The following is a 26,965-nucleotide window of genomic DNA, read 5'->3' as shown; positions in this document are numbered from 1 at the left end:
CTGTGCGGTCATTGCCTTTTGCCGGACGAATGCGCAAGTTCGGCCCAGCATTCGGCCAGCTGCAAGGGCGCCGATATTCGATTGCGCAGGCGGCATGAGCGAACAGGACGATAACGAACAGGCGGGAGAAGTGCCGACCGGCGAACCGGTCGCTGCCTCCGTTCGTGCGCGCCGCTATCGCAAACGGCGGTTTTTCGCCGATGTGGCGCTCGTATTTTTCGCGATCTCGCTGGGCATATTCGCCGGGCTTTACGTTACGCGCGAAAGGCTGGCCGGTGATTTGATCGATTCGACGCTGGCCGAATATGGCGTTCCGGCGAGCTATGAGGTGATCTCGATCGGGCCGCAGCAGCAGGTGATCGGCAATATCGTAGTGGGCGATCCCCTTGACCCCGACCTGACGGTAGAGCGGGCTGTGGTGACGATCGCCTATCGCTTCGGCACGCCCGCCATCGGCGGCGTCAGGCTGGAAAAGCCGCGGCTTTACGGGCGCTGGGATGGCGAAAAGGTCAGTTTCGGTGCGCTCGACAGAGTGATTTACGACAGTGCGAGCGACGAGCCGTTCGCACTGCCCGATCTGGACCTTGCGATTGCGGACGGGCGGGCAATGGTGCGCAGTCCGTGGGGCGATGTCGGTGCCAAGCTGGAAGGCGGCGGCAATCTGGCCAGCGGCTTTGCAGGCGTGGCGGGCGCGGTCATGCCCCGGATGGCGCTGGGCGATTGTACGGGCGAGTGGGGGAGCCTTTATGGCAAGTTGGCGACGCATAGGGGGCGACTGGCGTTTGACGGGCCGGTGCGTCTGGCCAGCCTGCAATGCGCGTCCGGCGCGGCGATGGGGCAAAACGCGCTGCAATTTCATGCCGAGACGCAGGATTTCGCCAGTTTCGCGCTGCGTGGACGCTTGAACGGACGCGGTTTGGCGCATGATATGGCGCGTGCCGACGCGCTGACGGGCGATCTGGCGCTGACCCGCGATGGCAAGGGCGCTCTGGTGTCGAATTTCGACTTATCCGCCAGCGGGGTGGAAGCATCGGGCATCAAGGGGCGAACCGTCCGGCTGGAAGGACGCGTCCGCGCGCGGCCGGACCTGTCGCATGTGGCCTTCAACGGCGGGCTTGAGGGTGAGGGGCTGCAAGCTGCGGGTGACCTCGATACCCTGATGACGGGATGGCGCAAATCGGCTGCGGGAACGCTGGCGGAGCCTTTGCTGGCCAAATTGCAAAGCGGCCTGGCGGCAGAGGGCAAGGACAGCAGTTTTTCGGCGGATGTGCAGGCGCGCCTTGCAGATGGTCGTACGACGCTGATCGTGCCGCAGGCGCGCTGGCGGGGCACGAGCGGAGAGACGCTGCTGGCGCTTTCGCGCGGGCAATACGGGTTTGGCGGCGACCGGCCTGTCGAAGTGGCGGGCAATTTCTCCACCGGCGGCGCGGGGTTGCCGCGTATCACGGGCCGGATGGAAGAGCGTGAGGATGGCATTCGCGCCATGCGGCTGACCATGGCGGAATATAGGGCGCGCGACGCGGCGCTGGCCGTGCCCGACATGCGCATCGTGCAAAACGCTTCGGGCGCGGTTTCGGTTGCCGGTCGCCTGATCGCCAGCGGCGCGTTCCCCGGCGGGAGGGTAGAGGCGTTGAACCTGCCGGTCGCGGGCGGATGGAGCGAGCGGAGCGGGCTGGCGCTGGGCTCCGCGTGCATTTCGCCGCGATTCGACGCGCTTACATTGGCAAGCCTGTCGATGGTGCGGCAGACCGTCACATTGTGCCCGCCAGGTGACGGCGCGATGCTGCGCGTGACGCAAAACGGCGCCCGTTTCGCGGCGGGCGTGCCCGAACTGGCGCTGGCGGGGCGTCTGGGCGACACGCCGGTGCGCGTGAATGGCGGTCCGGTGGGATTTGCCTTTCCCGGCACCATGGCAGCGCGCGATCTGGACGTGCAACTGGGTGAGGGCGGATCGGCCACGCAATTCGTGCTGAGCGATCTGAAAGCCGATCTGGGCAGCGCGATCGGCGGCAGCTTTGCCGATGCCGAAATGCGCATGGCCGCCGTGCCGCACGATATTACGCGGGCATCGGGCCGATGGTCCTATAACGATGGCGTGCTGGCGCTGGACGATGTCAGCCTTCGGATGACCGACCGCGCGGCTTCGGCCCGGTTCAATCCGATGGTGAGCGAAGGGGCGACCTTAAGGCTGGCCGACAACCGGATCGCGGCGCAAGCCCTGCTGCGCGAGGAAACGACCGGCAGGCAGGTTACCGCCGTCGATATCGCGCATGATCTGGGCAGCGGGACGGGCCATGCCGATCTGACGGTTGACGGGCTGCGTTTCGATGAGGGCCTGCAACCGACCGATATCACCCCGCTGGCGCTGGGCGTGGTCGCCAATATGCAGGGGCGGGTCGATGGCAGCGGGCGGATCGACTGGAGCGCGCAAGGCATTACGTCCACCGGCCAGTTCACCACGGCCTCGCTCGATTTCGCGGCGGCATTCGGACCGGTCAAGGGCATGGCGGGAACGATCCGCTTTACCGATCTGATGGGCATGGTCACCGCGCCCGACCAGACGATCACCGTGGCCGAAATCAATCCCGGCATTCCGGTCGAAAACGGCGTGATCCGCTATGCTCTTGAGGAAGGGAATGTCTTTGCCTTTCATTCGGGCAAATGGCCCTTTGTCGGCGGCACGCTGGAATTGCGGCCCGTGCGCATGACATTGGGCGCGGACGAGACGCGGCGCTATGTCTTCGTGATCGAGGGGCTGGATGCGGCGCGCTTCCTCGAAAGGATGGAAATGGCCAATCTGTCGGCAACCGGCACGTTCGACGGCACCTTGCCCGTGGTGTTCGACAAGGCGGGCGGGCGGATCGAGGAAGGGTTCCTGCAATCGCGCGCGCCGGGCGGCAATCTCTCCTATGTCGGGGCGCTCAGCTATGAGGATATGTCCGCGATCACCAATTTCGCCTTCGATGCGCTGAAATCGCTGGATTACAAGAACATGACCATTGGCATGGACGGCGCGCTGGAAGGGGAGATCGTCACCCGCGTGCGAATCGACGGGGTCAGTCAGGGCGAGGCGGCGTCGAAGAACATTCTGACCCGCAAGCTCGCCAGCCTGCCGGTGCGCTTTAACGTCAATATACGCGCGCCCTTCTATCAGCTGCTCTCCAGCCTGAAATCGCTGTACGATCCGGCTTCGGTGCGCGATCCGCGCGAACTGGGCCTGTTGAAGGAAGAGGGCGGTGCATTGGTGTCCGACCCCGAAGCTCCCGAAATTCCTCCGGCTCCGCAAGGCGATCTGGTCGCTGGCTTGCCGCCGGTTAAACCCTCTATTCACAATGCCGAAAGCGAGACCGTGCCATGAACCGTGCCATAGAAGCGTCGACCGGATTGACGCAGGCAATACGCGCTGCGACTGGTCCCGCCATGAAGGAGCATGGATCTGGATATCGGGCTTTGCGCAATATCGCACTGGCGTTGACAATGGCCGCGCCGCTGGCGGGGTGCATTAATGTGAACGCACCCAACGATGCGATCGTGATCGAGCTCAACATCAATATCAAACAGGAAGTGCTCTACCGGCTGGTCGATTCCGCCGAACAGAACATAGAGGATAATCCGGAGATTTTCTGATGGCCCGTAATAGAATTCTTTCCGCTGCCGGCCTGGCAGTGGTGGCCATCGCCGCCACTGCCGTCACCGCAACCGGCATGCTTGCCGCTCCGGCCTCTGCCGTGCAGCGCGATCCCGCCTATGCCGCCGCGCGCGCGAATGGCGCGATCGGTGAGAAGATGGACGGTTATCTGGGCTTTGTCGGCTCTCCCGATGCGGCATTGCGCAAGCTTGTCGATGACCTGAATATCCGCCGCAAGGCCAGCTATGCCGACAGGGCGAGGGCCGAGGGCGTGACAATCGAGGAATTCGCATTCGCGCAAGGGTGCATCCTGATCGCGCGCACCAGTGCGGGCGAAAAATACCAGGCGCCCGACGGAAGCTGGCAGACGCGCGGTGCAGGTGCCGCCCGACTCGATCCGCGCTGTCCGTCGGTCGGATGAGGGGCTGATTTGGCAATCGGACACGCCCCGAATATTTTCCCGCGCAACACACCGCCAACAGGTATAAGACAAAAGGCCGATCTGGCTGTGTTGACTTGGCCAGACCCCTTTCCTAAAGGGGCCGCGCCCTAGACGGGCAGCTTTGCCGCGCGTGACGGGGTCTTGACGGGAGCCTGACATGAGTGACGAGCAGTCCGGACGGGAGCCACTTGGCGAAGATAAGCGCATCGACGCACTCGACGAACGGCTGAAAGCCGCGCGTCAACGCGAGGAAGCGCGGATCAGGCCGCAAGTGCAGGGAACAGACGAGAATTATCGTATGGGGTCCCGCGTGCTGGCGGATTTGCTGGGTGGCCTTGTCGGCGGTGCGCTGATCGGTCTTGTCATAGACCGATTCGCGGATACGTCGCCCTGGGGTCTGTTGGTGATGCTCGCACTCGGGATTGTCGTCGCCTTCAGGAACATCATCCGGCTCGCAAACCGGCGCCCTGATTGAATCTTCCGATGGAGGCGTGATCCTCCTTGCGGGGGTTCACGAAAGGGCGTCTTTCTGCAAAGGGCTTAAGGTCTGTTACGGACCGGGGGACCGCACGGTTCCCTTGGGGCAATAGGGATTTTCAGCAAGTGGCAAGCGAAGCCAAGGTCGATCCGATGCACCAGTTCACCATCGAACCGATGTTCGGTTCGGATGCGTGGGCCATCGGCGGCTATAACATTGCTTTCACCAACAGCGCGCTGTGGATGGCCATTTCGGTCGTCGTGCTCTGGGTGTTCGTCGCGGGCGGGATGAAGCGCCAGCTGGTGCCGGGCCGCTGGCAGATGGCCGTGGAAAGCTTCACCGGCTTTATCGACGATATGCTCGAAGCCAATGTGGGCAAGGCAGGGCGTAAATATGTGCCCTATATCTTCTCGCTGTTCATGTTCATCCTGTTCGCCAATATCCTCGGCCTGCTGCCGCTGGGCGTGATCGGGCTGCATCCCTTTACCTTCACCAGCCATTTCACCGTTACGGGCGTGCTGGCGATCATCTCTTTCTCGATCGTGCTGATTGTCGGTTTCGCGAAGCACGGTCTGCACTTCTTCTCGCTGTTCGTGCCGCATGGCACGCCGGTTCCCATGATCCCCGTGATCTTCGTGGTCGAACTGATCAGCTTCATGGTGCGTCCCTTCAGCCTTGGTCTGCGTTTGTTCGTGGCCATGATGGCAGGGCACGTGCTGCTGGAAGTGCTTTCCAGCTTCGTGATCGGCGCGGGCAACCACAGCGCGGGCATTTTCGCGCTGGCCGGTATCCCGAGCTTCCTCCTCATGGTGGGCATTTGCGCACTGGAAATCCTGGTTGCCGGGATCCAGGCCTATGTGTTCGCCCTGCTGACCAGCGTCTATCTGAACGACGCCGAAAATCTTCACTGATCCTTCCATCATCTAATCAAGTTTTCCAAAGGAGTTTTTGAAATGGACGCAGAAGCCGCAAAGCTGCTCGGTGCCGGTCTCGCCGCTCTGGGTGCGGGCCTCGCCTCGATCGGCGTGGGTAACGTTTTCGCCAAGTTCCTCGAAGGCGCGCTGCGCAATCCGGGTGCTGCCGACGGCCAGCAGGGCCGCCTCTTCATCGGTTTCGCCGGTGCCGAGCTTCTGGGCCTGCTCTCGTTCGTCGTCGCGATGATCCTGATCTTCGTCGCCTGATCGAACGATACTGAATTTCGCCCGGCCATTGTGATATGGCCGGGCGTCATGAATTTGATCTATCTTTAGGGTCTGGCCATGCCACAAATATCCCAGCTAGCCGCAACCTATGCGAGCCAGGTCTTCTGGCTGCTGATCTTTTTCGGCCTGACCTATTTCGTCATCGGGCGCGGCATGGTGCCCAAGGTGATGGACACCGTGGCGATGCGCGACAAGCAGATCGCCGACGATCTTTCCGCTGCCGAAGCTGCCCGCAAGGCCGCTGACGAGCAGGAAGAGGCATGGCGCCAGCGCGAGAATGAAAACCGCGCCAAGGCCCAGGAACTGATTGCCGAAGCCAAGGCCAAGGCCGCAGCCGAAACCGAAGCCAGGCTGGGCGCTGCCCAGACGGGAATCGATGCAAAGCTGGACGCCGCCGAGGCCCGTATTGCCGAAGCCCGCGAAAAGGCCGCTGCCGAGATTGAGGGGATCGCTGCCGAAGCGACTCAGTCGATCGTCGCACGCGTGTCGGGCCTGTCGGTCGATAATGCCGCCGCGCTGGGCGCGGTCAGGAAGGAGCTCGCCTGATGGCTGCCGAAACGCACGAACTGCCCGCTGCATCGCAGGCCGTCGAAGAGCATCTGGATCATGCCGCCACCGCGGAAGGCATGACCGAGGAACATCACGTCGAACCCGCACTGCTGGGCATCGCCCCTCCGGCTGCGGTTGTCAGCTCGGCCATGATCGTGCTGCTGGCCATCGCATTCTTCTATGCCAAGGCGCACAAGAAGATCGCCGGCGGCCTCGACAACCGTATTGCCGAGATCAAGAACCAGCTTGAGGAAGCGAAGAAGCTTCGCTCCGAGGCCGAGGCGCTCCGCAAGGAATATGCCGACAAGATCGCGAATGCCGAAAAAGACGCGGCCGCGATGCTCGACCATGCCCGCACCGAGGCTGGCGCCATCGTCGCCAAGGCGGAAAGCGATGCGACCGCCATGGTCGCCCGCCGCGAGAAAATGGCCGAGGAAAAGATCGCTGCTGCCGAGCGCGGGGTGATGGACGAATTGCGCGTCCGCGCCGCACAGGCATCGGCTGCCGCTTCGGCCGATCTGATCGCCAGGAATTATGGCGCGGATGCCGACAAGGCGCTGGTGGATCAGGCGATCGGCTCGATCTGATCGGGTTCGCCTTGCAGTCAAACGAACGCCCCCGCCATGTGCGGGGGTTTTTGTTTGCGGCGCCGCTATTCGGGAATTCGGTGCCAGTCGTCCTCATAGGGTAGATCGTCGCCGGGAGCCCATTCCCGGATTGAGTTCAGCACTAAACTGGAAATTGTATCATAGCGCTCGTTATAGACATTGCCTGCGGCTGACCGGATACCGTTTTTTCCGCATGTCTCGATAGCTACTGGCGTACCATCGGTGCCGACTAACCCGTAGCCGTCATTTGCATCCAATTCGCGATTGATGGACGTCATCAGGCGGTGGAAATCCTTCTCAGGAATCCGAAAGTGCCGGGCCCTGATTGGTGCTTCCTTACCGCTGGGCACGGTGACCAGCGTGCCCGCAGCGAATTTTCCGCTGGTTGGAAGGCCAATAGAAATTGCGTAATCCGTATCGCCGAATGATGGCATGGCGACGAAGCGGAGCCCGCAATCCCTGAAGTTCCCATCCTGCGGCAGGAGCGAAATTAGACGTAACAAGCCACTTCTCACATGGGGGTCGCCATTGTCGACGATGGGGCCATCTTGTGTTGCGGTCTGGCTTGCCCTGTGCCAGTTCTGGACCTGAGTGCTGGCGATAAAAAATCCAATTGTGCCAAGTTGTAAGGTGACGATTCCGGTCGTCACATATCCAATCCGGTGCAGCCATCGCATACGGGGTGATGGGCCATCGCTTGGTAACTTCATGGCGTGGGTGCTACTTGCCGATCTGTGACGGTCAATAGCGCAATGTGCGCGCGATAAACCGGTCCTTTGCGCTGCGATAGGCCTCCATTGCGGCGCCGTCATGGTCGCGTTTCAGCGCGTTATATTCGCGCAGCAGGGCGGGGCTGGCATTCAGGCGGTCGCGGAACTTCTCGAACATGTCGAACGCGCCGCCGCGCGCGACGAGCTGGATGCCGAGGTGGGGGGAGGCACTTGCATCCTCGAAACCGGCAAAACCGTCGGCAGGATCGGAGCGGCTGCGGGCGAACAGGCTGGCAAGCGCTTGTTCCGCCTCGGCAAATTCATTGGGGTCGACGCGGACCATGATGTCGAGGTCGCCCTTCGTCAGGCAATTGGCAATCGCGGTCGCGCCGACATGCATGATCTCGCTCCCCGTGGGGAGCAAGCGGATCAGGCGCTGCGATACGCTGCGGTAAAGCTGTTCGGCATCGGCGCGGGCGCGGTAATGGTCGGGGGCGAGGCGGAAGAGGGCGTCATCTGCGTCCATGGCCGCCAGTCTCCTTAAAAGCTGTCCTTGGCGGCGCGCAGGGCCGCAAAGGTCGCCACGGCATCACCGCCGCCCCATCGCGCCTGCATCGCGGGATCGTCGGCACGCAGGAAGGGATTGGTCGCAAGTTCGCGCGACAGCCGTGTCGGCACGGTCGGCAGGTCCTGCGCGCGGCGGGCGGCGACCTCCTCGGCATAATCGGCCAGCGCGGCATTGTCGGGGTCGGCATGCCGCGCGAATTTCGCGTTGGCCGCGGTATATTCGTGGGCGCAGAACAAACGCGTCCCGGGCGGCAGGGCCTTTATCCGCTTCAGGCTCGCCCAAAACTGGTCGGGCGTCCCTTCGAACATGCGCCCGCAGCCCAAGGCGAACACGCTGTCGCCGACAAATGCAATCCCCGCGTCTGGCAGGTAATAGGCGATATGGCCTTTCGTATGGCCGCCCACGTCGATCACTTCGGCCTTGTGCGCTCCGATGGAAACCGTGTCGCCGCCTTTCATCATACGGTCGGTGGCTGCGATCTTGGGGGCATCGGTTGCGGGCGCAGTGATCGTGCAGCCCGTGACCGTCTTGATATCCTCGTTCCCGCCTGCGTGGTCCGGGTGCCAGTGCGTGTTCCAGATCTGGGTAATGGTCCAGCCCTTCGTCTCCGCCTCGGCCAGATAGACCGCTGCGTCGGGCGTATCGATGCACACGGTTTCGCCGCTGTCCGTGTCATGCAGCAGAAAGCCGTAATTGTCGGAGAGACAGGGGAACTGGTGGACTTCGATCATGGCACGCTCCTTCGCCCGTTGATGTAGGCGGGAAGCGCGCAAAGCAAAAGGCCCGCCGCGGATGAACCGGGCGGGCCTTTCGGGATTTGGGTTTAGGCGTTCGTGTTCGCAAATCGTCATGGAAGTGAATTCCATGACGTCGAACGGTGGCCAAGGGCCACCGTCGGCCGACTTGCGCACCGGCTGCGCCGCCGCTGCGGAAGAGGTGGACCGCTTGCGCGCTCCGCCCCTTCCTCGCTGTGCTTAGCTCTTCCCCTTCAGCGCTTCGCCGAGGATGTCGCCCAGCGACGCGCCCGAATCGGACGAGCCGTACTGCTCGACAGCCTGCTTCTCTTCGGCGATCTGGCGCGCCTTGATCGAGAAGTTCGGCTTTTTGGTGCGGTCGAAACCGGTGACCATGGCGTCGATCTTCTGACCGGTCTGGAAGCGGTCGGGACGCTGTTCGTCGCGGTCGCGGCCAAGGTCCGAACGCTTGATGAAGCCGGTCGCGCCGTCTTCGCCGACCTGCACCTCAAGGCCGCCATCGCGGACTTCCAGAACGGTGACGGTGACGACTTCGTTACGACGCAGGCCAGCGCCCGAAGCGGCAGCGCCGCCAACGGCCGGTGCGCCCTTTTCAAGCTGCTTCATGCCAAGGCTGATGCGTTCCTTCTCGATGTCGACATCGAGAACGACAGCTTCGACTTCCTCGCCCTTGCGGTGCAGGGCCAGCGCGTCTTCGCCCGAAATGCCCCATGCGATATCCGACATGTGAACCATGCCGTCGACGTCGCCCGGAAGGCCGATGAACAGGCCGAATTCGGTCGCGTTCTTGACTTCGCCGGTGACGGTCGAGCCGACGGGGAACTTCTCTGCGAAATCGTCCCACGGGTTCGACTGGGCCTGCTTGAGGCCAAGCGAGATGCGACGCTTGTCGGCATCGACTTCCAGCACCATGACTTCGACTTCCTGCGAGGTCGAAACGATCTTGCCGGGGTGGACGTTCTTCTTGGTCCAGCTCATTTCCGAAACGTGGACCAGACCTTCGATGCCCGGTTCCAGTTCGACGAAGGCGCCATATTCGGTGATGTTGGTCACAACACCCGAAAGCTTCGCGCCAACCGGATACTTGGCGGCGACGCCATCCCACGGATCGCTTTCCAGCTGCTTCATGCCAAGGCTGATGCGCTGCGTGTCCTGATTGATGCGGACGATCTGCACGGTGACGGTCTGGCCGATTTCCACCACTTCGCTGGGGTGGTTGACGCGCTTGTAGCTCATGTCGGTGACATGCAGCAGGCCGTCGATGCCGCCCAGATCCACGAAGGCGCCGTAATCGGTGATGTTCTTGACCACGCCGTCGATGACCTGGCCTTCGCTCAGCTCGCCGATCAGTTCCTGGCGCTGTTCGGCGCGGGTTTCTTCCAGAACGGCGCGACGCGACACGACGATATTGCCACGGCGGCGATCCATCTTGAGGACCTGGAACGGCTGCGGAATGCCCATCAGCGGGGTGATGTCGCGCACGGGGCGGATATCGACCTGCGAGCCGGGCAGAAAGGCCACGGCGCCGTCGAGGTCGACGGTGAAGCCGCCCTTGACGCGGCCGAAGATGTTGCCTTCGACGCGCTTGCCTTCGCCGAACTCGCTCTCAAGGCGGTCCCATGCGGCTTCGCGGCGGGCGCGGTCACGCGACAGCATCGCTTCGCCGTCGGCGTTTTCGACGCGGTCGACAAAAACTTCCACTTCGTCACCGACCTTCAGGCCGTGCTCGTCCGCATTGCGCGCGAATTCCGAAAGGCGCACGCGGCCTTCGCTCTTCAGACCGACGTCGATGACGGCCTTGTCGTTTTCGATGGCGGTGACGGTGCCCTTGACGACGCGGCCTTCAAAGCCGCCATCGGCCTCGTTACCAAGCATATCGTCAAGCATTTTCGCGAAATCATCGCGGGTAGGGTTAGGCGAAGTTGCCATTAGGATGTTATTCCCGTTCAATCGATTTTTCCGGCCGGGCGGTTTTTCCGCCGGTCTTTCCTCCGCCATCCGCACCATTGCATCGGCGGGCCAAAAAGGGCCGAACCATCCGCAGGGCCGATTGCACCTGCGAATATCCGTAACGACAGCGAACCGGAGCCTTTGGCCGTCAGGACCGCGCGCGCTTAGGCGCTAATGGCTGTGAAAGCAAGCGAAAGCGCGCCTTGCCAAGCTGTGCGGGCAGCGCGCGCGGTGCGTCAAGCACCCTTGGCGGCGTGGCGGCCCATGCGGGCATCGACGATCGCGATCGCGGCTTCCAGCGCCTGTGCCGCGCTCATATCAGTATTATCGATCAGCACCGCGTCGGCGGCCTGCGCCAGCGGAGCCTCTGCGCGGTTGCGATCCCGGTCGTCACGGCGAGCGAGGTCGTCGATCACATGCTGCAGCGTCAGGTTCTCTCCACGGCCTTTGCTTTCGCCATGGCGACGCGCTGCGCGGGCATCGAGGCTGGCGGTTACGAACAGCTTCACATCGGCATCGGGTACGATCACCGTGCCGATGTCCCGTCCGTCGAGGATCGCGCCGCCCGGTTGCGCGGCGAACTGGCGCTGGCGTTCGAGCAGGGCCGCGCGAACACGCTTGTGCACCGAAACGCGCGATGCCAGCGCGCCGCATGCGACGGAGCGCAATTCGGGCTCTGCCAGCAGGGCATCGGGAAAGCCTGTCGCACGGGCAGCCTCGACCGGATCGTCGGGGTCGAGGCCCATCTTGCGCGCCTGCATGCCCACCGCCCGATAGAGCAGGCCCGTATCCAGCACCGGCAGGCCGTAATGCTTGCCCAGTCCCCTGGCGATGGTGCCCTTTCCGCTGGCGGTCGGCCCGTCGACGGCGATGATCATGCGTTTTTCCTTTTACTGAACGCTTCCCGCCTTCTGAAAGCCTTCCACAGGCCCCAGATCGCGATGGAGGCCCAAAACCCTTCCAGCACCAGCGAGGCGAGATTGAGGTGATACATCAGCGACACCGTCAGAAGCGCCGCCCCCATCAGGTTTACCCCGTGCTGGATAAAGGGGTTTGGCGCGTCCCGCGCGGTGATGTACCAATAGGCCCAGATGATGCACCCCATGCCGCCAAATCCGACCATGGTGGGCCAATCGATATGGGGCATTGCGGCAGGCATCATGGCAGCAAGCATCATACCGGCGCGGCAGTTTGCGCCTGTTCCAGCAGCGCCATGAAATTGGGAAAGCTGGTGGCGATGGGGGCAGTGTCGTCGATATCCACGCCATGTTCGCTGGCAAGGCCCGCGACCGCCATGCTCATGGCGATGCGGTGGTCGAGATGGGTCACGACGGGTGCATTCCCCGTACCGCGCAGCGCCGTGCCGCGGGTTCCGGTGATGACCAGCCCGTCCTCACGCTCTTCCACCTGCGCGCCGGCAGAGGTGAGGGCGGCGGCCATCGCGGACAGCCGGTCCGATTCCTTGACGCGCAATTCGTCGAGGCCGGTCGTCACCGTTCGGCCTTTGGCCAGTGCGGCGGCGACGAACAGCACGGGGAATTCGTCGATCATGGCAGGGGCGAGGGCAGGGTCGACGTCTATGCCCGTCAGCCGCGAATGGCGCACGCGCAAGTCGGCCACCGGCTCGCCGCCCACGTCACGGCGGTCCAGTTCCTCGATTTCTCCGCCCATCTGGCGCAGCACGGTGAACAATGCCGCGCGGGTTGGGTTCAGGCCGACATTCTCGATCACCAGATCCGATCCCGGCACCAGCAGCGCCGCCACAGCGAAAAAGGCCGCGCTAGACGGATCGCCGGGGACGGTAATGTCTTGCGGGTGCAATTCGGCCTGACCGCGAAGCTCGATAATGCGCTCGCCGCCGGTTTCCTCGACCGTCAGCTCGGCGCCGAATCCTTGCAGCATGCGTTCGGTGTGGTCGCGCGTGGGCACAGGTTCGATCACGCGGGTGATGCCCGGCGTGTTGAGGCCCGCTAGCAAGACCGCGCTTTTCACCTGTGCCGAAGCGACGGGAAGGCGGTATTCGATGGGAACCGCGGGCGAAGCGCCGCGCATCGTCAGCGGCAGGCGGCCACCGGGCGAGGACGTGAATTCGGCGCCCATCTGCGACAGCGGAACGATCACGCGGCCCATCGGGCGTTTCGACAGACTGGCATCGCCGGTGAAAGTGGCGGTGACCGGATGGCTGGCGACCAGCCCCATCAGCAAGCGGGTGGAGGTGCCCGAGTTCCCCATGTCGAGCGCGGTATCCGGCTGGAGCAAGGCACCCACGCCCACACCGTCGATCACCCATGTGCCGTCGTCCTGCCGTTCGATCGTTGCGCCCATGGCGCGCAGCGCGGCGGCGGTGGCCACCACGTCCTCCCCCTCAAGCAGTCCGCGCGCGGTCGTGCGGCCCACTGCCAGCGCGCCGAACATCAGCGACCGGTGGCTGATCGATTTGTCACCGGGAACGCGGATACGACCCGTCAGCGCGGCCCCGGCAGTGAAACGGTGCGGAGAGGGGGCGGATGCAGAATGGCTCACGCTGAACGACCTTTGCGGGCAGGAACCGGACCGGCGAACTGCCGGTGCAACGGAAATCATTGGGCTGGATTGGCGCTGGCTTTTGACAGCGCGCAAGCCCTATGGCAAGGCGCGCGCTTCGTGCCAAAGGCGGGAAGGGCAGTACTGCCCGATTCTTGCCGGCGGCGCCCGTATTCCACCAATTGCGAATGCGCCATTCCGGCGCGAAGTCACAGAGGTTTTCATGGTCAAGCCCGAATGGGGTGCCAAGCACAGCTGCCCGAAATGCGGCACCCGCTTTTACGATCTCGGCAAGGACGATCCGGTTACCTGCATCGAATGCGGTAACGAATGGACGCCCGAACCCGTTCTGAAGTCCAAGCAGCCGATTCCCTATGAGGAAGCGAAAACCGAGAAGCCTGAAAACGACGAGGATCTGGGCGACGACGATCTTGACATCGATGTCGACGATGACGACGATTCGCCGGATAACGATGTCGATCTGGGCGGTGACGACGATCTGGGCGTCGCCAGTTCCAACGACGATAACGACGACGATAACTGATCGTTCGTTACAGAATTTTCGCCGGTTGAAATTAGCTCTTGCAACCGGCGAAATCCCTGCCTAGAGAGCCGCTCTCCGCAACGGACGCGCCGCAATAATGCACGCGAAACGACGGAGAGCGCGGCACCTTCCCAGTGTGCCGCATGTCCCAAGGGACGCGATGAAGATCGGGGCCGTAGCTCAGCTGGGAGAGCGCTACAATGGCATTGTAGAGGTCAGGGGTTCGATCCCCCTCGGCTCCACCATCGCAGACATTATCTCATATTCCGAACAGGATGCGGGTCGTTTTTACGGCCCTTTTTCATGCCCGTCCGGCTCACGCCTGCGTGCAGCAAAGAAAAAGGGCCGGGCGCTGAGGGTAGCGCCCGGCCCAGTCGGCAGTGAATCGTTATGTCAGGAAAAACGATCCACAAGGTGGCTCGGACCGGTCAGTTCGACCGGATGACCCAGCTTGCGGCGGCGGCCGACCCATTCCTTGAACTGCTCGGCCGAGGTGTGGTCGAAACCCTGCACATTGGCGAGGTTCACGCGCACGGGACGCGTGCCGGGAATATCCTCGAGCTTGCGGGTCAGGCCGGTCAGGCTGACAAAGGTGCAGCTGCCCGACAGATGAACGTCGCATTCCTCGCCCTCGTCATCCTTGTCGAAGCCGAGTTTGAGCGAACGGCGATGCGGGATCAGTTCCAGCAGCGTCAGCGCAAGGCCGACCAGCACGCCGGTCAGCAGGTCGACAGTGACCACCAGTACAAAGGTCGCTGTCCAGATGACCGCCGGAAGCGCGCCATAGCTGGAATAGAGGTGACGCACATGCTTGAGGCTGACGAGCTTCCAGCCGGTCACGACCAGAACGCCGCCCAGTGCCGCCATCGGGATCTCGCTCAGCACGAATGGCAGCAGCGAGACGAAGCCCAGGATCCAGATGCCATGGATGATGGTCGACAGACGGGTCTTTGCACCGGCCTGCACATTCGCCGACGAACGCACGATCACGCCCGTCATCGGCAATGCGCCGGCAAGGCCGCACAGGAAGTTGCCGATGCCCTGCGCGCTCAATTCCTTGTCGTAATTGGTGCGCACGCCATCATGCATCCGGTCGACCGCAGCCGCTGACAGCAGCGTTTCCGCGCTGGCGATAAAGGCAACGGCGATGGCGGCGATGATGATCGTCGGGCTGGTCAGCAAGCCGAGGAAGCTGTCATCGGGCGCGGTCACGGCACCGAAGATCGAATCGGGCACATTGACGCGCGTGATGTCCAGACCCAGCGCCATCGAAGCGAGGGTCGCACCCACCACGCCCAGCAGTGCGCCGGGAAGGAGGCCCATCTTGGCAGGCTTGAACTTTTCCCATGCGATCATGATGCCGATGGTCAAAAGGCCGATGCCCAGCGCCATTTCGGCCTGTTCCACATTAAACGGCGACAGGCCCAGCAGGCGTGCGGGCATGGCGGCAAGGTTTGAGATGCCGTTCGACAGCGGCGATGCGTCGAACAGAATATGGAACTGGCTGATCACGATCAGCGCACCGATCCCCGCCAGCATGCCATGCACAACGGCAGGGCTGATGGAGCGGAAGAACGCGCCCAGTTTCATCCAGCCCGCAATGAACTGCAATACGCCCGCCAGCACAAGCATCGGACCAAGGGCCGTGATGCCGTTATTGGCGACGAAATCGAACACGATGACGGCAAGGCCGGCCGCGGGGCCGGATACCTGCAAAGGTGAACCCGCAAACAGGCCCACCACGATGCCGCCGATGATGCCGGTGATCAGGCCCTTTTCGGCCGGAACGCCCGATGCGATCGCGATGCCCATACACAAGGGCATGGCCACCAGAAACACGACGATGGATGCTGTGAAATCGCGGCCGAAATGGGCGAACATGCCGCCCTTTTCTTCCGCTTCCACAACAGAAGCTGTGGCGCTGCTCATTCGGCGGCCTCCGCCATGGGATAACGGACCTGCGCCGACACGGCGACGGGAAGGGGATCATTGTCGCGCAGCGGCACGAACTGGCCGGTCTGGCCGTCAAGACCCAGAACCTGACCTTCGTGAATGTCGACGACCCAGCCGTGCAGGCTCATCTCGCCCGCAGCCATGGCCCGAGCGACCGACGGGTGCGTACGCAGGTTCGAAAGCTGTGCGACGACGTTTTCGTAAATCATCGCGCGGACGCGTGCGTCGCCTTCCAGATGGCCCTGGCAGCCGTTCACCACGGTCTGCGCGGCGCTGCCGTGCTTCAGCCATGCGGCGACATTGGGCATGGCCTCTTCAAGCCCGGCGGGATTGGCCAGCGCCTTCATCGCGCCGCAATCGGTGTGGCCGCACACGATGATGTCGCGCACACCCAGCGCGGCAACGGCATATTCGACCGTGGCCGACACGCCGCCCAGCATCGAGGCATAGGGCGGAACGATATTGCCCGCGTTCCGGCATACGAACAGGTCGCCGGGGCGGGCCTGCATGATTTCTTCGGGCACGATACGCGAATCGGCACACGAGATCATCAGCGCCTTGGGGCTCTGTCCGTCGCGGGCGAGCGTGCCGTAAAGTTCGCTACTGTTGGGGAAGACGGTCTTTTCAAAGTTGAAAACACGGCCGATCAGTTCGTTCATCGGGAAAGTCCTTTTGACTGCATCCGGGGGGATTTTTCATCACGCATATGCGGATGGGGCAGAGGACTATCGGGGGCGTGTTTCGCGAAGCGTTCCTGTTTGTAATAGTTTGTTGCTGCACGCGCGAAATGCGGCGAGCCGGTCGGTCGATGCGTTATTCGGGGCCGTCGGCAGGCAGCCGGATCGTGGCGCACAGCCCGCCGGTGGTGTGATTTGCAATGGTGAAACTGCCGCCTTGCGCACGCACGATGCGGTTCACGATGGCAAGGCCAAGGCCCATGCCCGGCGTGTTCCGGCTACGTGCATGGTCCAGCCGGACAAAGGGTTTCATCACCTCATCTATTTGCGATTCCGCGATTCCCGGCCCGGTATCGATGACCGAGATGACGACATGATTCCCCTCGCGAGCGAGGCGGACTTTTGCATCGCCAGCATAGTGAAGCGCGTTTTCGATCAGATTGGACATCACCCGCCGCAACGCGAGTGCGCGGCCCTTTATCTCCAGATGTTCAGGCCCTTCATAGTCCGTCTTGAAACCGCGGTCCCCCGCGTCGTCGACCAAGGTTTGCGCGGTTGCAGCAATGTCGATCCGTTCCACCGGACCGCGGTGATCATGTCCTTCGTTAAAGGTCTGCAAGGATTGCAGCAGCATGCGCATTTCGGCCACATCGGCGGCCATTGCCTCGCGGTCGGGAGAGGTCTGATCCAGCCGCATCTGCAACCGTGCGAGAGGCGTTCGCAGGTCATGCGCGATGGCCGAAACGGTCAGCTGGCGATTGCGGATCAGCTGGTGGATCCTCTCCTGCATCTCGTTAAAGGCGGCGATCAGGTCGCGGGCCTCTTGCGAACCGGCTAAGGGAACGGGCTCGGGTTCGTCCAGCTCGCCTACCTTGCGCGATGCGGCGACCAGATTGCGCAGCGGGCGAAGGGCAGCGCCCACCAAAAGCCCGCCGATCAGCATCAATAGGGCAGTCGGCAGCAGCAACATGATCACGCGCTGTGCATTCAGCTTGAACGTTTCGTGGACCTCGGCCGAGAATGTCATCACACTCTGGTCCGAAAGCGTCATGCTGCCCGCGATGTCGCCCCCGCCGCTAAGCGGTTCGAGATGGAGGCGTAGCCCCGCAAGGCCCAGCTCTTCCTGCTGTTCGACGATCTGGCTGCGAAGCGCATCCAGTTCGAGGCTGGCGGCCCGCCGCGCGGTATCCTGCGACCAGCCGATGCGGAAGTGATGGGTGGACAGCTCCTGCGCGACATCGGCCCGCAACTCGGCGGGGGCCTGTTCCAGCAGGCGATAGGCGACGACAAGCCGGTCGGAAATGCTCGCCGCGTCTTCTTCCTGAAGCGAAAACTCGTTCGCACGTTCAAAAACGAATGCGTTCAGCGCGAATTCCAGCGCGACGACCAGCAAGAGAATGCCCAACAGCCGGCCCAGAAGACCGGCGCTTGGCAATTGGGGGAAAGTCACGGGGTTTCGACCTCGGCCGTGAACATATATCCCACGCCGCGCACGGTGGCGATCGGGGCGTCGCGTCCTTCTATCGTCAGCTTGCGGCGCAAGCGGCTGACCAGAACGTCGACACTGCGGTCCGACGAATCGCCGATACGCGTGCGCGACAATTCGATCAGCCTTTCGCGGCTGATCACGCGCTGGGGCGACTGGACAAAGGCGCTCAGCAAATCGAATTCGGCGGTGGTCAGTTCGACCAGCGCTTTGGTGGGTGACCGCAATTCGCGGCGCGACAGCGATAACGTCCATCCGTCGAACGCGATTTCGTCTTGCCGCTGCGTGCTGGCACCGCCATTTCCGTTACCGTGGCGGCGTAAAACGGCGGAAATCCGCGCCAGTAACTCGCGTGTGCCAAACGGCTTGGCGAGATAATCGTCGGCGCCCAGTTCCAGCCCGACGACGCGATCGGCCTCTTCTCCGCGCGCGCTGGCGAAGATAACGGGAATATCGCTGGTGGTGCGCAGACGGCGCAGCAGCTCGATGCCGTTCGTGCCCGGCAGCATGATGTCCAGCACGATCAGGGCAGGGCGGCCGTCTTCCAGCTGGACCTGCATTTCGGCGCCGGTCGCGGCAGAGCGCACATCATAGCCATGCTCTTTCAATGCGCGCGAAATCAGGACGCGAAGCTGTGGATCGTCTTCGACGACAAGGATCGTCTGTGTGGCCATGGAGGAACTATTCCGCAAGAAACCGGAGGCCGACGCGGGATGCGCTGCGGCCGGTCGCAGGAATCTAGTCACCAATTGCAGCCGGTTCAACCTGCACGCTTTTGCGTGTCCGCGGCCCTTGCGCCGGTCGGTTGCTGCTGGCTAAAGGCGCGGGCATCCGGCGGGGCCGCAAGGTGAACCGAGCTGTCCGACGCCGTTACATGATTGGAGGTCGCCTGCATGGCCAAGCGTTTCTGGCTGATGAAATCCGAACCCGACGTCTATTCGTGGGACGATCTTGTCGCAGAGGGCGAGGGGACGTGGGACGGGGTGCGCAACCATCGCGCCAAGAACAATCTGGCCGCAATGAAAAAGGGCGACAAGGCGTTCTTCTATCACTCCAACATCGGGCTGGAGATCGTCGGTATTTGCGAAATCAGTGTGGACGGCATTACCGATCCCACGGACGAGACGGGCAAATGGGCCGCGGTCAAGGTCAAGCCGGTCGAGAAGCTGCCCGCGCCCGTCACATTGAAGCAGGTCAAGGCCGAGGAATCGCTGGCCGAGATGGAACTGGTCAAGCTGATGCGCCTGTCGGTCAGCGAGGTCCGGCCCGAGGAATGGAGGAAAATCCTGTCCATGGCGAAAGCCAACGCCAAAAAGGCAGGCTGAATCCCGGTCTGCCGACGGGCTATTCGGGGGTATGACGGATGAGGACGCTCCTGTCCCGATACGGGGCGGGGCGTGTGGTGGCGCTTTGCAGATCGCGTCCGTTAAGCTTGGTTAAGAAACCGTTACTGCGCTTGCTCGTTTCCGGTAAGCCAGTAGCCAGCCAAGCGAGGAATTCGACGCCGATGATTCACGCCGCCACGCCCGCCATGCGCACGCCGATCCGGCTTCCCGTGGTGCAACCCGTCGCCAAGCGCCGCGCGGCCATGCAGGGCTGGTTCGGCCGCAAGGTGCAACCGCTGATGGAGCAGGTGGCGCAAGACCGGCCGCAACCCTTGTTCTGGGGTCTGAATACGCGCGACGCCAAGGAATTCCTGATGGCCTATTGCGCGTGCTTCATGGCGGTAATCGGTTTCATCGCCTGACCTTGCGGCCTGATCCTACCGTCGGCCTGATCCTTTGGCGGCAGCCAGCCGTCGTTCCGCGCAATAGAGCACCCAGCCGAGATAGGCCGAAATCACGCTCATCGCGGCAGCCAGAAGCAGTTGATCGACGATAGAGACATCGATCGCGTTCAGCCCCATGGCAAGCGCCGATCCGCCAACCATCGCAAAGCTGTTCACCAGATTATTGGCCGCCACCGCCCGCGCGGTTTGCGATTTGTCGACCACTGTCGTCAGAAACGCATAGAGCGGCACAACGAACATGCCCCCCGCAATGGCGATGCCCAGCAGGCACAGCAGCAAGGGCGCTGCCAGCGGCAGGGCGATGAATTCGGCCACATCGTATAGCCCGCCGACATGCGGCTGCCACATGCGGCAAACCACGTGAAAGGCCACAACGAACAGCCCCATCACGATGACCGAGACCGGGGAATATCGCGCCGATACCTCTCCCTTGAGCAGCATGTTGATCGACACCGATCCGATGGCGACGCCGATGGAGAATACGACCAGAAACAGGCTGGCGACTTCCTTGCTGGCAGTCAGCACGTTTTTCGCCAGCGGCGGGAATTCGATGAACAGCACCGCCCCGATGGTCCAGAAAAAGCTGATCGCCAGAATGGCGTAGAACACGCGCGCATCCTGCATCGAACCTTTGACCACGTTTACCGATGATCGCCAGATGTTGTAGTCGATCGGCTCGACCGTGCCTTGCGCGGGTGCGGAGGGGACCTGTTTGCCCGCAAACCAGCCCAGCACGGCAAGGCCGATGACCAGCACTGCGGCCACTTCTACCGAAATCCAGCCGGCAAGGATCGTGCCTGCCAGAATCGCCAGATAGGTGCCTGCCTCGACCAGTCCGGTTCCGGCCAGCACTTCTTGTTTCTCCAGATGCTGCGGCAGGATCGCGTATTTGATGGGGCCGAAGAAGGTGGAGTGCACGCCCATCGCGAACAGGGCCGCCAGCAGCAGCGGGATCGCTACGCCGTGCACCGCAATATCCATCGCCGCCATGATCAGGCCTGCCGCGCCGACGATCATGATGAAAATCTCGGCCAGCTTGACCCGCCGGATGATCATCGCCTTGTCGCGCATGTCGGCCAGTTGCCCCGACAGCGCCGAAAACAGCACGAATGGCAGGGTGAACAAGCCCTGCGCCACGGCGGAGAACATCGTCTCCTCTGCCGCGCTGGAATAAACGGCATAGACGACGAACAGCACCATCGCGTTCTTGTACAGATTGTCGTTGAACGCCCCCAGCACCTGGGTGACGAACAGCGGCAGGAAACGGCGCCTGGTAAGGAGATCGGGTGAGGTCAGCATGATCTGTCGGCGCCCGTCCTTACCGACCATACCGCGCTGCACAAGCCCGCGCGGCACATCGGTGCAATAAAATCGGTTGGCGGCGCTGCGTGTCGTCTTGGGGTTTTCATTCTTTTCGCGCTACATGGCTTTCACGAATCTATGCTGACACTTCCCAATCTTCTGACGCTTTCGCGCATTTTCGCCGTTCCGCTGCTGGTCGGTTTCCTGTGGTGGCCCGAATGGGCGCTGGGGCATGCGATCGCCTTTGTGATCTATTCGCTGGCGGGAATAACCGATTATTTCGACGGCTATCTCGCGCGGTCCAGCGGGCGGGTCAGCCGTCTGGGCATCTTCCTCGATCCCATCGCAGACAAGCTGATGGTGGGGGCGGTGATCCTTGTGCTGACGGCCAAGGGCGGATTGTCGGGCCCCTATGTGGGCGATCTGCATGCGCTGGCAGGGCTGGTGATCTTGCTTCGCGAAATCGCCGTTTCGGGCCTGCGCGAATTTCTGGCAGGTGTGCAGGTTTCGGTGCCCGTGTCGAAACTGGCGAAATGGAAGACAACGGCGCAGATTGTGGCGCTGGGCGCGCTGATACTGGCGGGTGCCTTGCCGCATATGGAATGGATCAGGCTGACGGGGCTTGCATGTCTGTGGGCAGCAGCAGCGCTGACGGTGGTGACCGGCTGGGATTATCTGCGTGTCGGCCTGAAGCATATGGACTAGGCCGTTCATGGCGGGTGGAGAGGATTATCGCACCACCGCCCTGTGGCAGCGCCTTGACCGGTATCGGGTCGGTCCCGACGATGCCGAATTCAGTTTCATTCAACGTCTGGCCCGCGAGAACGGGTGGAGCGAATCCCATGCCGACCGCGTGATGGAGGAGTACCGCCGTTTCTGCTTTCTGGCGATGCGCGCGGGCCATCAGGTAACGCCATCGGATGCCGTGGATCAGGCATGGCACCTGCATCTGACATACAGCCGCGATTATTGGGACCGGTTCTGCCCCGATATACTGGGCGCGTCGCTGCATCACGGTCCCACGGCGGGCGGCAAGGTCGAGCGGGACCGGTACTATCGCCAATATGCCGATACGCTTGCCAGCTATGAACGCTTCTTCGGCCCGTCGCCGCCCGATATATGGCCAGCGGCCATGCAACGGCTCTATCGCGATCCGCAGGCCCGCCGCGTCAACCCCCGCGATTTCTGGATCCTGCCCAGGCGGCGCACGCTGGTGGTAGCAATTCTGTTAGCACTTGGCATTATGGCAGTTCTGCTGATCCGTTAAGAGCCGCCAGAGGGGGGAGCGCTCGATGCAAGGATGGAATCCGCTCGACTGGAGCGCCAATGCCTATCTGGGCTTTCATGCCATGGCTTTCGTCGCCTGTCTGATCCTTGGTGCGGCGATCCAGAACGGCTTGCGACCCGAAGGGCGCGCGGGCGTGCTGCAAGGGGCCGAGGATACCGCCCTGTTGGCAGGCGGACCGATCCGTTTTCTGCAAGCGGTCGCGACCGCCCTGCTGGCGGACGGGCGACTGGTGATGGCTGATAACGGCAAACGGCTGATGCGACCCGCAATGGGCGGTGCGGGTTCGGCAGGTTCCACGGCGGCGGAGCGGATGATGCTGGGCCGTCCGGGCATGATCGAACTGCGCCAGCTCAAACGCGTGATGCAAGAGCCTTTGCAAGGCGTAAAGCGCGACTTGCAGATGCGCGGGTTGATGATGGACGGCGGGGACGAGCGGCTGATCCGGTTCACCCAGTCCGCGCCGCTGTTCATGCTGTTGCTGTTCGGGCTGGAGCGTATGCGGCTGGGTGTGATCCGCGACGAATCCATCGGCTTTCTGGTCTTTTTCGAATTTGCGACTGCCATCGCCATGCTGCTGCGTTTTTTCGCGATCGATCCGGCGACGGTGCAAGGCAAGGCCGAGATTGCGGCCGCCAGAGTGCGCGGCGAGCGGTTGCGCCGCGCCCCGCGCGAGCCCGAGATGGCGCAGGCGGTGGCTTTGTTCGGCCCTGCCGCGCTGGCGGGAACAGCGCTGAACCCGTTTCACCAGATGTTCGCGAATAATTCGTCGGGCGGCTGCGGCAGCGATGGCGGCGGAAGCGGCTGCGGAGGCGGCGGTTGTGGCGGTTGCGGTGGATGACCGGCGCCGCTAACGCCGCGCGATGAGTTTTACAGCCACCGTCCTGACCCTTTATCCAGAAATGTTTCCCGGCCCCCTTGGCATTAGCCTTGCGGGCCGCGCGCTGGAAGCGGGATCGTGGGTGATGCAGACGGTTCAGATCCGCGATTTCGCCACCGACAAGCATCGCACCGTCGACGATACGCCGGCGGGCGGGGGCGCGGGCATGGTGCTGAAAGTCGATGTGCTGGCCGCCGCGATCGACCATGCGCGCGCGCTGAACCCGGGGGCGCCGGTGCTGGCGATGACGCCGCGGGGCAAGCCGTTGACGCAGGCGCGCGTGCGCGAACTGGCATCGGGGCCGGGCGCCATCGTGCTGTGCGGACGGTTCGAGGGGTTCGACGAGCGTATCTTTGCGGGCCGCGATGTCGAGGAAGTGTCGGTTGGCGACATCATCCTGTCGGGTGGAGAGCCTGCCGCGATCATGCTTCTCGACGCTTGCATTCGGCTGCTTCCCGGCGTAATGGGCGCCGCTTCAAGCGGAGTCGAGGAATCGTTCGAGAACGGTTTGCTCGAATATCCGCACTACACCCGACCTGTCGAATGGGAAGGGCGCACGATCCCTGAAGTGCTGCGATCGGGGGATCATGCGAAGATCGCGGCGTGGCGAAAGCAACGCGGCGAGGACGATACACGGTTACGCAGGCCGGACCTTTGGGAACGTCACGGTGACGTTCGGGGCCAGCCTGCCTCTGGCGCGCGGCACGATGATGAAGGCACAGGCATATGAACCTGATCCAGCAGCTTGAGGCAGAGGCCATTGCCGGCTTCTCAAAGGAAATTCCGGAATTCCGTGCGGGCGACACCGTGCGCGTCGGCGTGCGCGTCGTGGAAGGCACGCGTGAACGTGTGCAGAATTACGAAGGCGTCGTGATCGCACGTTCGAACCGCGGCATGGGTTCGAACTTCACCGTTCGCAAGATCAGCTTCGGCGAAGGCGTGGAGCGTGTGTTCCCGCTCTATTCGCCCAATATCGACAGCATCACCGTGGTCCGCCGCGGCGTCGTGCGTCGTGCCAAGCTCTATTACCTGCGCGGCCGTACCGGCAAGAGCGCCCGTATTGCCGAGCGCAAGACGGTTCGCGAGCAGGCCTAAGCCTTCTCGCCAAAGAGCATGCGAAAGGGCGGTTCCTGCGGGAGCCGCCCTTTTTGTTTGCGTGCGGCGTTCATTGCGCATTCCGGACAGGCAGGGCGGTTGCAATTGTAATCGCTTTCGCCAATGACGCGGCGAGATTTATCCAACCTACGGAATTTCCAGCCCATGCACCGTCGATCATTCACTTCTTCGCGGCCATCGTCTTTTCTGCGATTGGCCGCATCGGCATTTGTGATGGGCATGTTGATCAAGGGGAGCGCCATGGCGAAAGACACCTATGACTTGCCCGGCACACAGGCGCAGGAAATGGCAGTGCCCGATGTGCCGCAAAAGGATCTGACGCTGGAGCGGATCGCAGGCAGTCCGTCGCTGAACGGGGCGTCGCCGCGTGCGATGAAGCTGTCGCCCGATGGCCGCTGGCTGACCCTGCTGCGCGCGCGCGACGATGACCGCTATCGCTATGATTTGTGGGCCTATGACCGGCAGGGCGGAACATGGTCGATGTTGGTCGATTCCGAAGCGTTCGGCCCGGGTCGCGCCTTGTCGGAGGCGGAGAAGATGCAGCGCGAACGCGCGCGCATTGCCAGCCTCAAGGGGATCGTGTCCTATGAATGGTCGCAGGATGCGCAGTCCATCCTTGTCCCGCTGGACGGCGATCTGTTTCTGGCAAAGCTGGACGGCACCGTCACCCGCCTGACCGATAGCGAGGAGGGCGAGCTCAATCCCGCGATTTCGCCCGATAATGCGCGCGTGTCCTTTGTGCGCGAGGGGCGGCTGTTCGTCGCACCGGTCGGCGGCGAGCCTGCGGCGGTCACGCCGGACGAGGCGAGCGATACGGTCCATTGGGGCGAGGCGGAATTCGTCGCGCAGGAGGAAATGGACCGCGATTACGGCTATAAATGGGGCCCCGACGGCAAGCGCATCGCCGTGCTGCGTTATGACGAGGCACCGGTCGCGGTCGTGACGCGCACATCGATCGGGGCGGGCAGCACCACCACCTATGACCAGCGCTATCCGCTGGCGGGCACCGATAATGTGCTGATCGACCTGTATGTGATCGATCCCGATGGCGGCAACCGGATCAAGGCCGATCTGGGGGCTGAGCGCGATATCTATATCACCCGTGTCGACTGGGCGCCCGATGGCGCGCTTTATGTGCAGCGCCAGAACCGCGCGCAAAGCAGGCTCGACATGCTGAAGATCGATCCGGCGACCGGCGCCAGCACGCCGGTCTTTACCGAAACGGCCGAGGACGGGCACTGGATCAACCAGTCGTCCGATTATCGCTTCCTGAACGACGGCTCGCTGGTCTGGCGTTCGGAACGCAGTGGTTTCGGCCATCTCTGGCGCTTTGCCGACGGGGAATGGACGCAGCTGACACGCGGCGACTGGGTCGTCACCGGCCTGCTGGGCGTGGACGAGGCAGCGGGCGCGCTATGGTTCAAGGGACGGATGGACAGCCCGCTGGAAGACCAGCTCTATCGTCTCGACTATGCCAATGGCGGCGCGCCCGAGCGACTGACAGAAAAGGGCTGGTTCTATGGCGCGTCGATGGACGGGGCAGGGCGCACCATGATCGTCAACCGGTCCAATCCCGCGCAGCCGACGCAGTATTATCTGGCCGATAATACCGGCAAGCGCCTGACATGGCTGATGGAAAACGCGCTCGACGCCGATCACCCCTATGCACCATTCGCCGCCAGCCATGCCGCGGCACGTTTCGGCACGCTGACGTCAGAGGATGGCAGCACGCTTTACTGGAAGATGCTGACCCCGAAGATGGAAAAGGGAAAGCGCTATCCGGTGCTGTTCCACCATTATGGCGGCCCGCATGCGCAAGAAGTCGATCATTCGTGGGATTCGGCCATTTCGCAATATTTCGTCGATCTGGGATATATCTGGTTCCAGATCGACAATCGCGGATCGGACAATCGCGGCGTCGCTTTTGAAAAGCAGATCCGCGAGGCCATGGGCACGGTCGAGGTGGTCGACCAGAAAACCGGGGGCAGCTGGCTGAAAACGCTGCCTTTTGTCGATCCCGACCGGATCGCGATTTTCGGGTCCAGCTATGGCGGCTATATGACCCTGAAACAGCTGGAGGCCGATCCCGGTTTTTACGCTGCGGGCATCGCGGCTTCTTCGGTGACGAAGTGGGAGCTGTATGACACGTTCTATACCGAACGCTATATGGGCGATCCGCGTCAGGTGCCCGATGCGTATGAGGCGTCGAATACCATCGCCGATGCTGCAAAGATCAGCGATCCGTTGCTGATCAGCCACGGGATGAGCGACGATAATGTGGTGATGGACAATACCACCGCCATGGTCGCCGCCATGCAGGAAGCGAATGTTCCGTTCGAAATGATGCTATATCCCGGCTTTGGCCATGTGGTGTCGGGTCCGGTCATCACGCAGCACTATTACGGCAACATCGTGCGCTTTCTGGAACAGAACGGCGTGCCGCCCGGGGGGCGATAAGCCGTATCCGAGCGGCAGGGTGACGAATCCGGTTGAGCGATCGGTTCGCACTTCCTAGATCAC

Annotated in this window: 30 protein-coding genes and 1 tRNA gene; 18 read left to right on the top strand and 13 right to left on the bottom strand. The window is 62.7% G+C overall.

The window, feature by feature from the left end:
- Positions 1–94: 94 nt before the first annotated feature.
- The 8 genes from LOZ77_RS06025 to LOZ77_RS05990 all read left to right on the top strand — a co-directional run bounded on the left by LOZ77_RS06025 (position 95) and on the right by LOZ77_RS05990 (position 6,886).
- Positions 95–3,358 carry a YdbH domain-containing protein gene (locus LOZ77_RS06025; protein ID WP_230281277.1) on the top strand — a complete coding sequence of 1,088 codons (3,264 nt, stop codon included), beginning with the start codon at positions 95–97 and terminating at the stop codon, positions 3,356–3,358.
- Positions 3,359–3,420: 62 nt separating this feature from the next.
- Positions 3,421–3,627 carry a YnbE family lipoprotein gene (locus LOZ77_RS06020; RefSeq protein WP_230281276.1) on the top strand — a complete coding sequence of 69 codons (207 nt, stop codon included), beginning with the start codon at positions 3,421–3,423 and terminating at the stop codon, positions 3,625–3,627.
- Entirely contained in the window at positions 3,627–4,049 is a 423-nt protein-coding gene (locus LOZ77_RS06015) for a YdbL family protein (RefSeq protein ID WP_230281275.1), read from the top strand. The genes LOZ77_RS06020 and LOZ77_RS06015 overlap by 1 nt, the downstream gene beginning before the upstream one ends.
- Before the next feature lie 178 nt (positions 4,050–4,227).
- On the top strand, positions 4,228–4,545 hold the full coding sequence (locus LOZ77_RS06010; RefSeq protein ID WP_230281274.1) for an AtpZ/AtpI family protein: 318 nt from the start codon (positions 4,228–4,230) through the stop codon (positions 4,543–4,545).
- Positions 4,546–4,673: 128 nt separating this feature from the next.
- On the top strand, positions 4,674–5,459 hold the full coding sequence (locus tag LOZ77_RS06005; RefSeq protein ID WP_230281273.1) for a F0F1 ATP synthase subunit A: 786 nt from the start codon (positions 4,674–4,676) through the stop codon (positions 5,457–5,459).
- A gap of 42 nt (positions 5,460–5,501) precedes the next feature.
- A complete protein-coding gene (locus LOZ77_RS06000; RefSeq protein WP_066770184.1) occupies positions 5,502–5,729 on the top strand; it encodes a F0F1 ATP synthase subunit C in 228 nt (75 codons plus the stop codon).
- A gap of 78 nt (positions 5,730–5,807) precedes the next feature.
- Complete coding sequence (locus tag LOZ77_RS05995) at positions 5,808–6,296, top strand: ATPase (RefSeq protein WP_230281272.1); 489 nt, start codon at positions 5,808–5,810, stop codon at positions 6,294–6,296.
- Positions 6,296–6,886 carry a hypothetical protein gene (locus tag LOZ77_RS05990; protein WP_230281271.1) on the top strand — a complete coding sequence of 197 codons (591 nt, stop codon included), beginning with the start codon at positions 6,296–6,298 and terminating at the stop codon, positions 6,884–6,886. Before LOZ77_RS05995 ends, LOZ77_RS05990 begins: the two co-directional genes overlap by 1 nt.
- A 65-nt stretch (positions 6,887–6,951) precedes the next feature.
- On the opposite strand, the gene LOZ77_RS05985 is transcribed toward LOZ77_RS05990, so the two are convergent.
- The 7 genes from LOZ77_RS05985 to aroA form a co-directional block, all read right to left on the bottom strand.
- Complete coding sequence (locus LOZ77_RS05985) at positions 6,952–7,617, bottom strand: hypothetical protein (RefSeq protein WP_230281270.1); 666 nt, start codon at positions 7,615–7,617, stop codon at positions 6,952–6,954.
- A gap of 31 nt (positions 7,618–7,648) precedes the next feature.
- Positions 7,649–8,143 (bottom strand): GrpB family protein, encoded by a 495-nt coding sequence (locus tag LOZ77_RS05980; protein ID WP_230281269.1) that lies wholly within the window; start codon positions 8,141–8,143, stop codon positions 7,649–7,651.
- 14 nt (positions 8,144–8,157) lie between these two features.
- Positions 8,158–8,916, bottom strand: coding sequence for a hydroxyacylglutathione hydrolase (gene gloB / locus LOZ77_RS05975; protein WP_230281268.1), 759 nt, complete (start codon positions 8,914–8,916; stop codon positions 8,158–8,160).
- A 243-nt stretch (positions 8,917–9,159) separates the two neighbouring features.
- Entirely contained in the window at positions 9,160–10,869 is a 1,710-nt protein-coding gene (gene rpsA / locus LOZ77_RS05970) for a 30S ribosomal protein S1 (protein WP_230281267.1), read from the bottom strand.
- A gap of 257 nt (positions 10,870–11,126) precedes the next feature.
- Positions 11,127–11,768 carry a d(CMP) kinase gene (locus tag LOZ77_RS05965; protein ID WP_230281266.1) on the bottom strand — a complete coding sequence of 214 codons (642 nt, stop codon included), beginning with the start codon at positions 11,766–11,768 and terminating at the stop codon, positions 11,127–11,129.
- The gene (locus LOZ77_RS05960) at positions 11,765–12,067 is read right to left on the bottom strand and encodes a permease (RefSeq protein WP_230281265.1); all 303 of its coding nucleotides are present in this window, start codon (positions 12,065–12,067) and stop codon (positions 11,765–11,767) included. The genes LOZ77_RS05965 and LOZ77_RS05960 overlap by 4 nt, the downstream gene beginning before the upstream one ends.
- Positions 12,064–13,413: a 3-phosphoshikimate 1-carboxyvinyltransferase gene (gene aroA, locus LOZ77_RS05955; RefSeq protein ID WP_230281264.1), complete on the bottom strand. Its 1,350-nt coding sequence runs from the start codon at positions 13,411–13,413 to the stop codon at positions 12,064–12,066. The genes LOZ77_RS05960 and aroA overlap by 4 nt, the downstream gene beginning before the upstream one ends.
- Before the next feature lie 223 nt (positions 13,414–13,636).
- On the opposite strand from aroA, the gene LOZ77_RS05950 reads away from it, so the two are divergent.
- Together LOZ77_RS05950 and LOZ77_RS05945 are read left to right on the top strand one after the other, a co-directional pair.
- Positions 13,637–13,957 carry an FYDLN acid domain-containing protein gene (locus LOZ77_RS05950; RefSeq protein ID WP_230281263.1) on the top strand — a complete coding sequence of 107 codons (321 nt, stop codon included), beginning with the start codon at positions 13,637–13,639 and terminating at the stop codon, positions 13,955–13,957.
- 169 nt (positions 13,958–14,126) lie between these two features.
- Positions 14,127–14,202, top strand: a tRNA-Ala gene (locus LOZ77_RS05945).
- Positions 14,203–14,350: 148 nt separating this feature from the next.
- On the opposite strand, the gene LOZ77_RS05940 is transcribed toward LOZ77_RS05945, so the two are convergent.
- The 4 genes from LOZ77_RS05940 to LOZ77_RS05925 form a co-directional block, all read right to left on the bottom strand.
- Positions 14,351–15,886, bottom strand: a complete 1,536-nt coding sequence (locus LOZ77_RS05940; protein ID WP_370638049.1) for a SulP family inorganic anion transporter — start codon at positions 15,884–15,886, stop codon at positions 14,351–14,353.
- A complete protein-coding gene (locus LOZ77_RS05935; protein ID WP_230281262.1) occupies positions 15,883–16,569 on the bottom strand; it encodes a carbonic anhydrase in 687 nt (228 codons plus the stop codon). Before LOZ77_RS05935 ends, LOZ77_RS05940 begins: the two co-directional genes overlap by 4 nt.
- 154 nt (positions 16,570–16,723) lie before the next feature.
- Positions 16,724–17,992, bottom strand: a complete 1,269-nt coding sequence (locus LOZ77_RS05930; protein WP_230281261.1) for an ATP-binding protein — start codon at positions 17,990–17,992, stop codon at positions 16,724–16,726.
- Positions 17,993–18,033: 41 nt separating this feature from the next.
- Positions 18,034–18,747, bottom strand: coding sequence for a response regulator (locus LOZ77_RS05925; protein WP_230281260.1), 714 nt, complete (start codon positions 18,745–18,747; stop codon positions 18,034–18,036).
- 219 nt (positions 18,748–18,966) lie between these two features.
- On the opposite strand from LOZ77_RS05925, the gene LOZ77_RS05920 reads away from it, so the two are divergent.
- Positions 18,967–19,398, top strand: a complete 432-nt coding sequence (locus LOZ77_RS05920) for an EVE domain-containing protein (protein ID WP_230281259.1) — start codon at positions 18,967–18,969, stop codon at positions 19,396–19,398.
- Between the two features lie 182 nt (positions 19,399–19,580).
- A complete protein-coding gene (locus tag LOZ77_RS05915) occupies positions 19,581–19,820 on the top strand; it encodes a hypothetical protein (protein WP_230281258.1) in 240 nt (79 codons plus the stop codon).
- A 15-nt stretch (positions 19,821–19,835) separates the two neighbouring features.
- On the opposite strand, the gene LOZ77_RS05910 is transcribed toward LOZ77_RS05915, so the two are convergent.
- Positions 19,836–21,161: an MFS transporter gene (locus tag LOZ77_RS05910; RefSeq protein WP_230281782.1), complete on the bottom strand. Its 1,326-nt coding sequence runs from the start codon at positions 21,159–21,161 to the stop codon at positions 19,836–19,838.
- A gap of 141 nt (positions 21,162–21,302) precedes the next feature.
- On the opposite strand from LOZ77_RS05910, the gene pgsA reads away from it, so the two are divergent.
- The 5 genes from pgsA to rplS are packed head-to-tail and all read left to right on the top strand — an operon-like array spanning position 21,303 to position 24,424.
- Positions 21,303–21,869 carry a CDP-diacylglycerol--glycerol-3-phosphate 3-phosphatidyltransferase gene (gene pgsA / locus LOZ77_RS05905; RefSeq protein WP_230281257.1) on the top strand — a complete coding sequence of 189 codons (567 nt, stop codon included), beginning with the start codon at positions 21,303–21,305 and terminating at the stop codon, positions 21,867–21,869.
- A 7-nt stretch (positions 21,870–21,876) separates the two neighbouring features.
- Complete coding sequence (locus tag LOZ77_RS05900) at positions 21,877–22,431, top strand: hypothetical protein (RefSeq protein WP_230281256.1); 555 nt, start codon at positions 21,877–21,879, stop codon at positions 22,429–22,431.
- A gap of 25 nt (positions 22,432–22,456) precedes the next feature.
- Positions 22,457–23,290 carry a TIGR04222 domain-containing membrane protein gene (locus LOZ77_RS05895; protein ID WP_230281255.1) on the top strand — a complete coding sequence of 278 codons (834 nt, stop codon included), beginning with the start codon at positions 22,457–22,459 and terminating at the stop codon, positions 23,288–23,290.
- A 22-nt stretch (positions 23,291–23,312) separates the two neighbouring features.
- Positions 23,313–24,059 (top strand): tRNA (guanosine(37)-N1)-methyltransferase TrmD, encoded by a 747-nt coding sequence (trmD, locus tag LOZ77_RS05890; RefSeq protein WP_230281254.1) that lies wholly within the window; start codon positions 23,313–23,315, stop codon positions 24,057–24,059.
- Positions 24,056–24,424 carry a 50S ribosomal protein L19 gene (gene rplS, locus LOZ77_RS05885; RefSeq protein ID WP_230281253.1) on the top strand — a complete coding sequence of 123 codons (369 nt, stop codon included), beginning with the start codon at positions 24,056–24,058 and terminating at the stop codon, positions 24,422–24,424. Before trmD ends, rplS begins: the two co-directional genes overlap by 4 nt.
- Here rplS and LOZ77_RS05880 read toward each other — a convergent pair.
- Positions 24,421–24,687 (bottom strand): hypothetical protein, encoded by a 267-nt coding sequence (locus LOZ77_RS05880; RefSeq protein ID WP_230281252.1) that lies wholly within the window; start codon positions 24,685–24,687, stop codon positions 24,421–24,423. The two genes, rplS and LOZ77_RS05880, sit on opposite strands and share 4 nt — an antisense overlap.
- Between LOZ77_RS05880 and LOZ77_RS05875 the strand changes: the two genes are divergently transcribed.
- Positions 24,686–26,902 (top strand): S9 family peptidase, encoded by a 2,217-nt coding sequence (locus LOZ77_RS05875; protein WP_230281251.1) that lies wholly within the window; start codon positions 24,686–24,688, stop codon positions 26,900–26,902. The genes LOZ77_RS05880 and LOZ77_RS05875 overlap by 2 nt on opposite strands.
- Positions 26,903–26,965: the final 63 nt, after the last annotated feature.

It is taken from the genome of Croceicoccus sp. Ery15 (assembly GCF_020985305.1).
GTDB lineage: Bacteria > Pseudomonadota > Alphaproteobacteria > Sphingomonadales > Sphingomonadaceae > Croceicoccus.
Note: the sequence above shows the minus strand (reverse complement) of the source record. Positions and strands in the feature narration are given on the sequence as shown.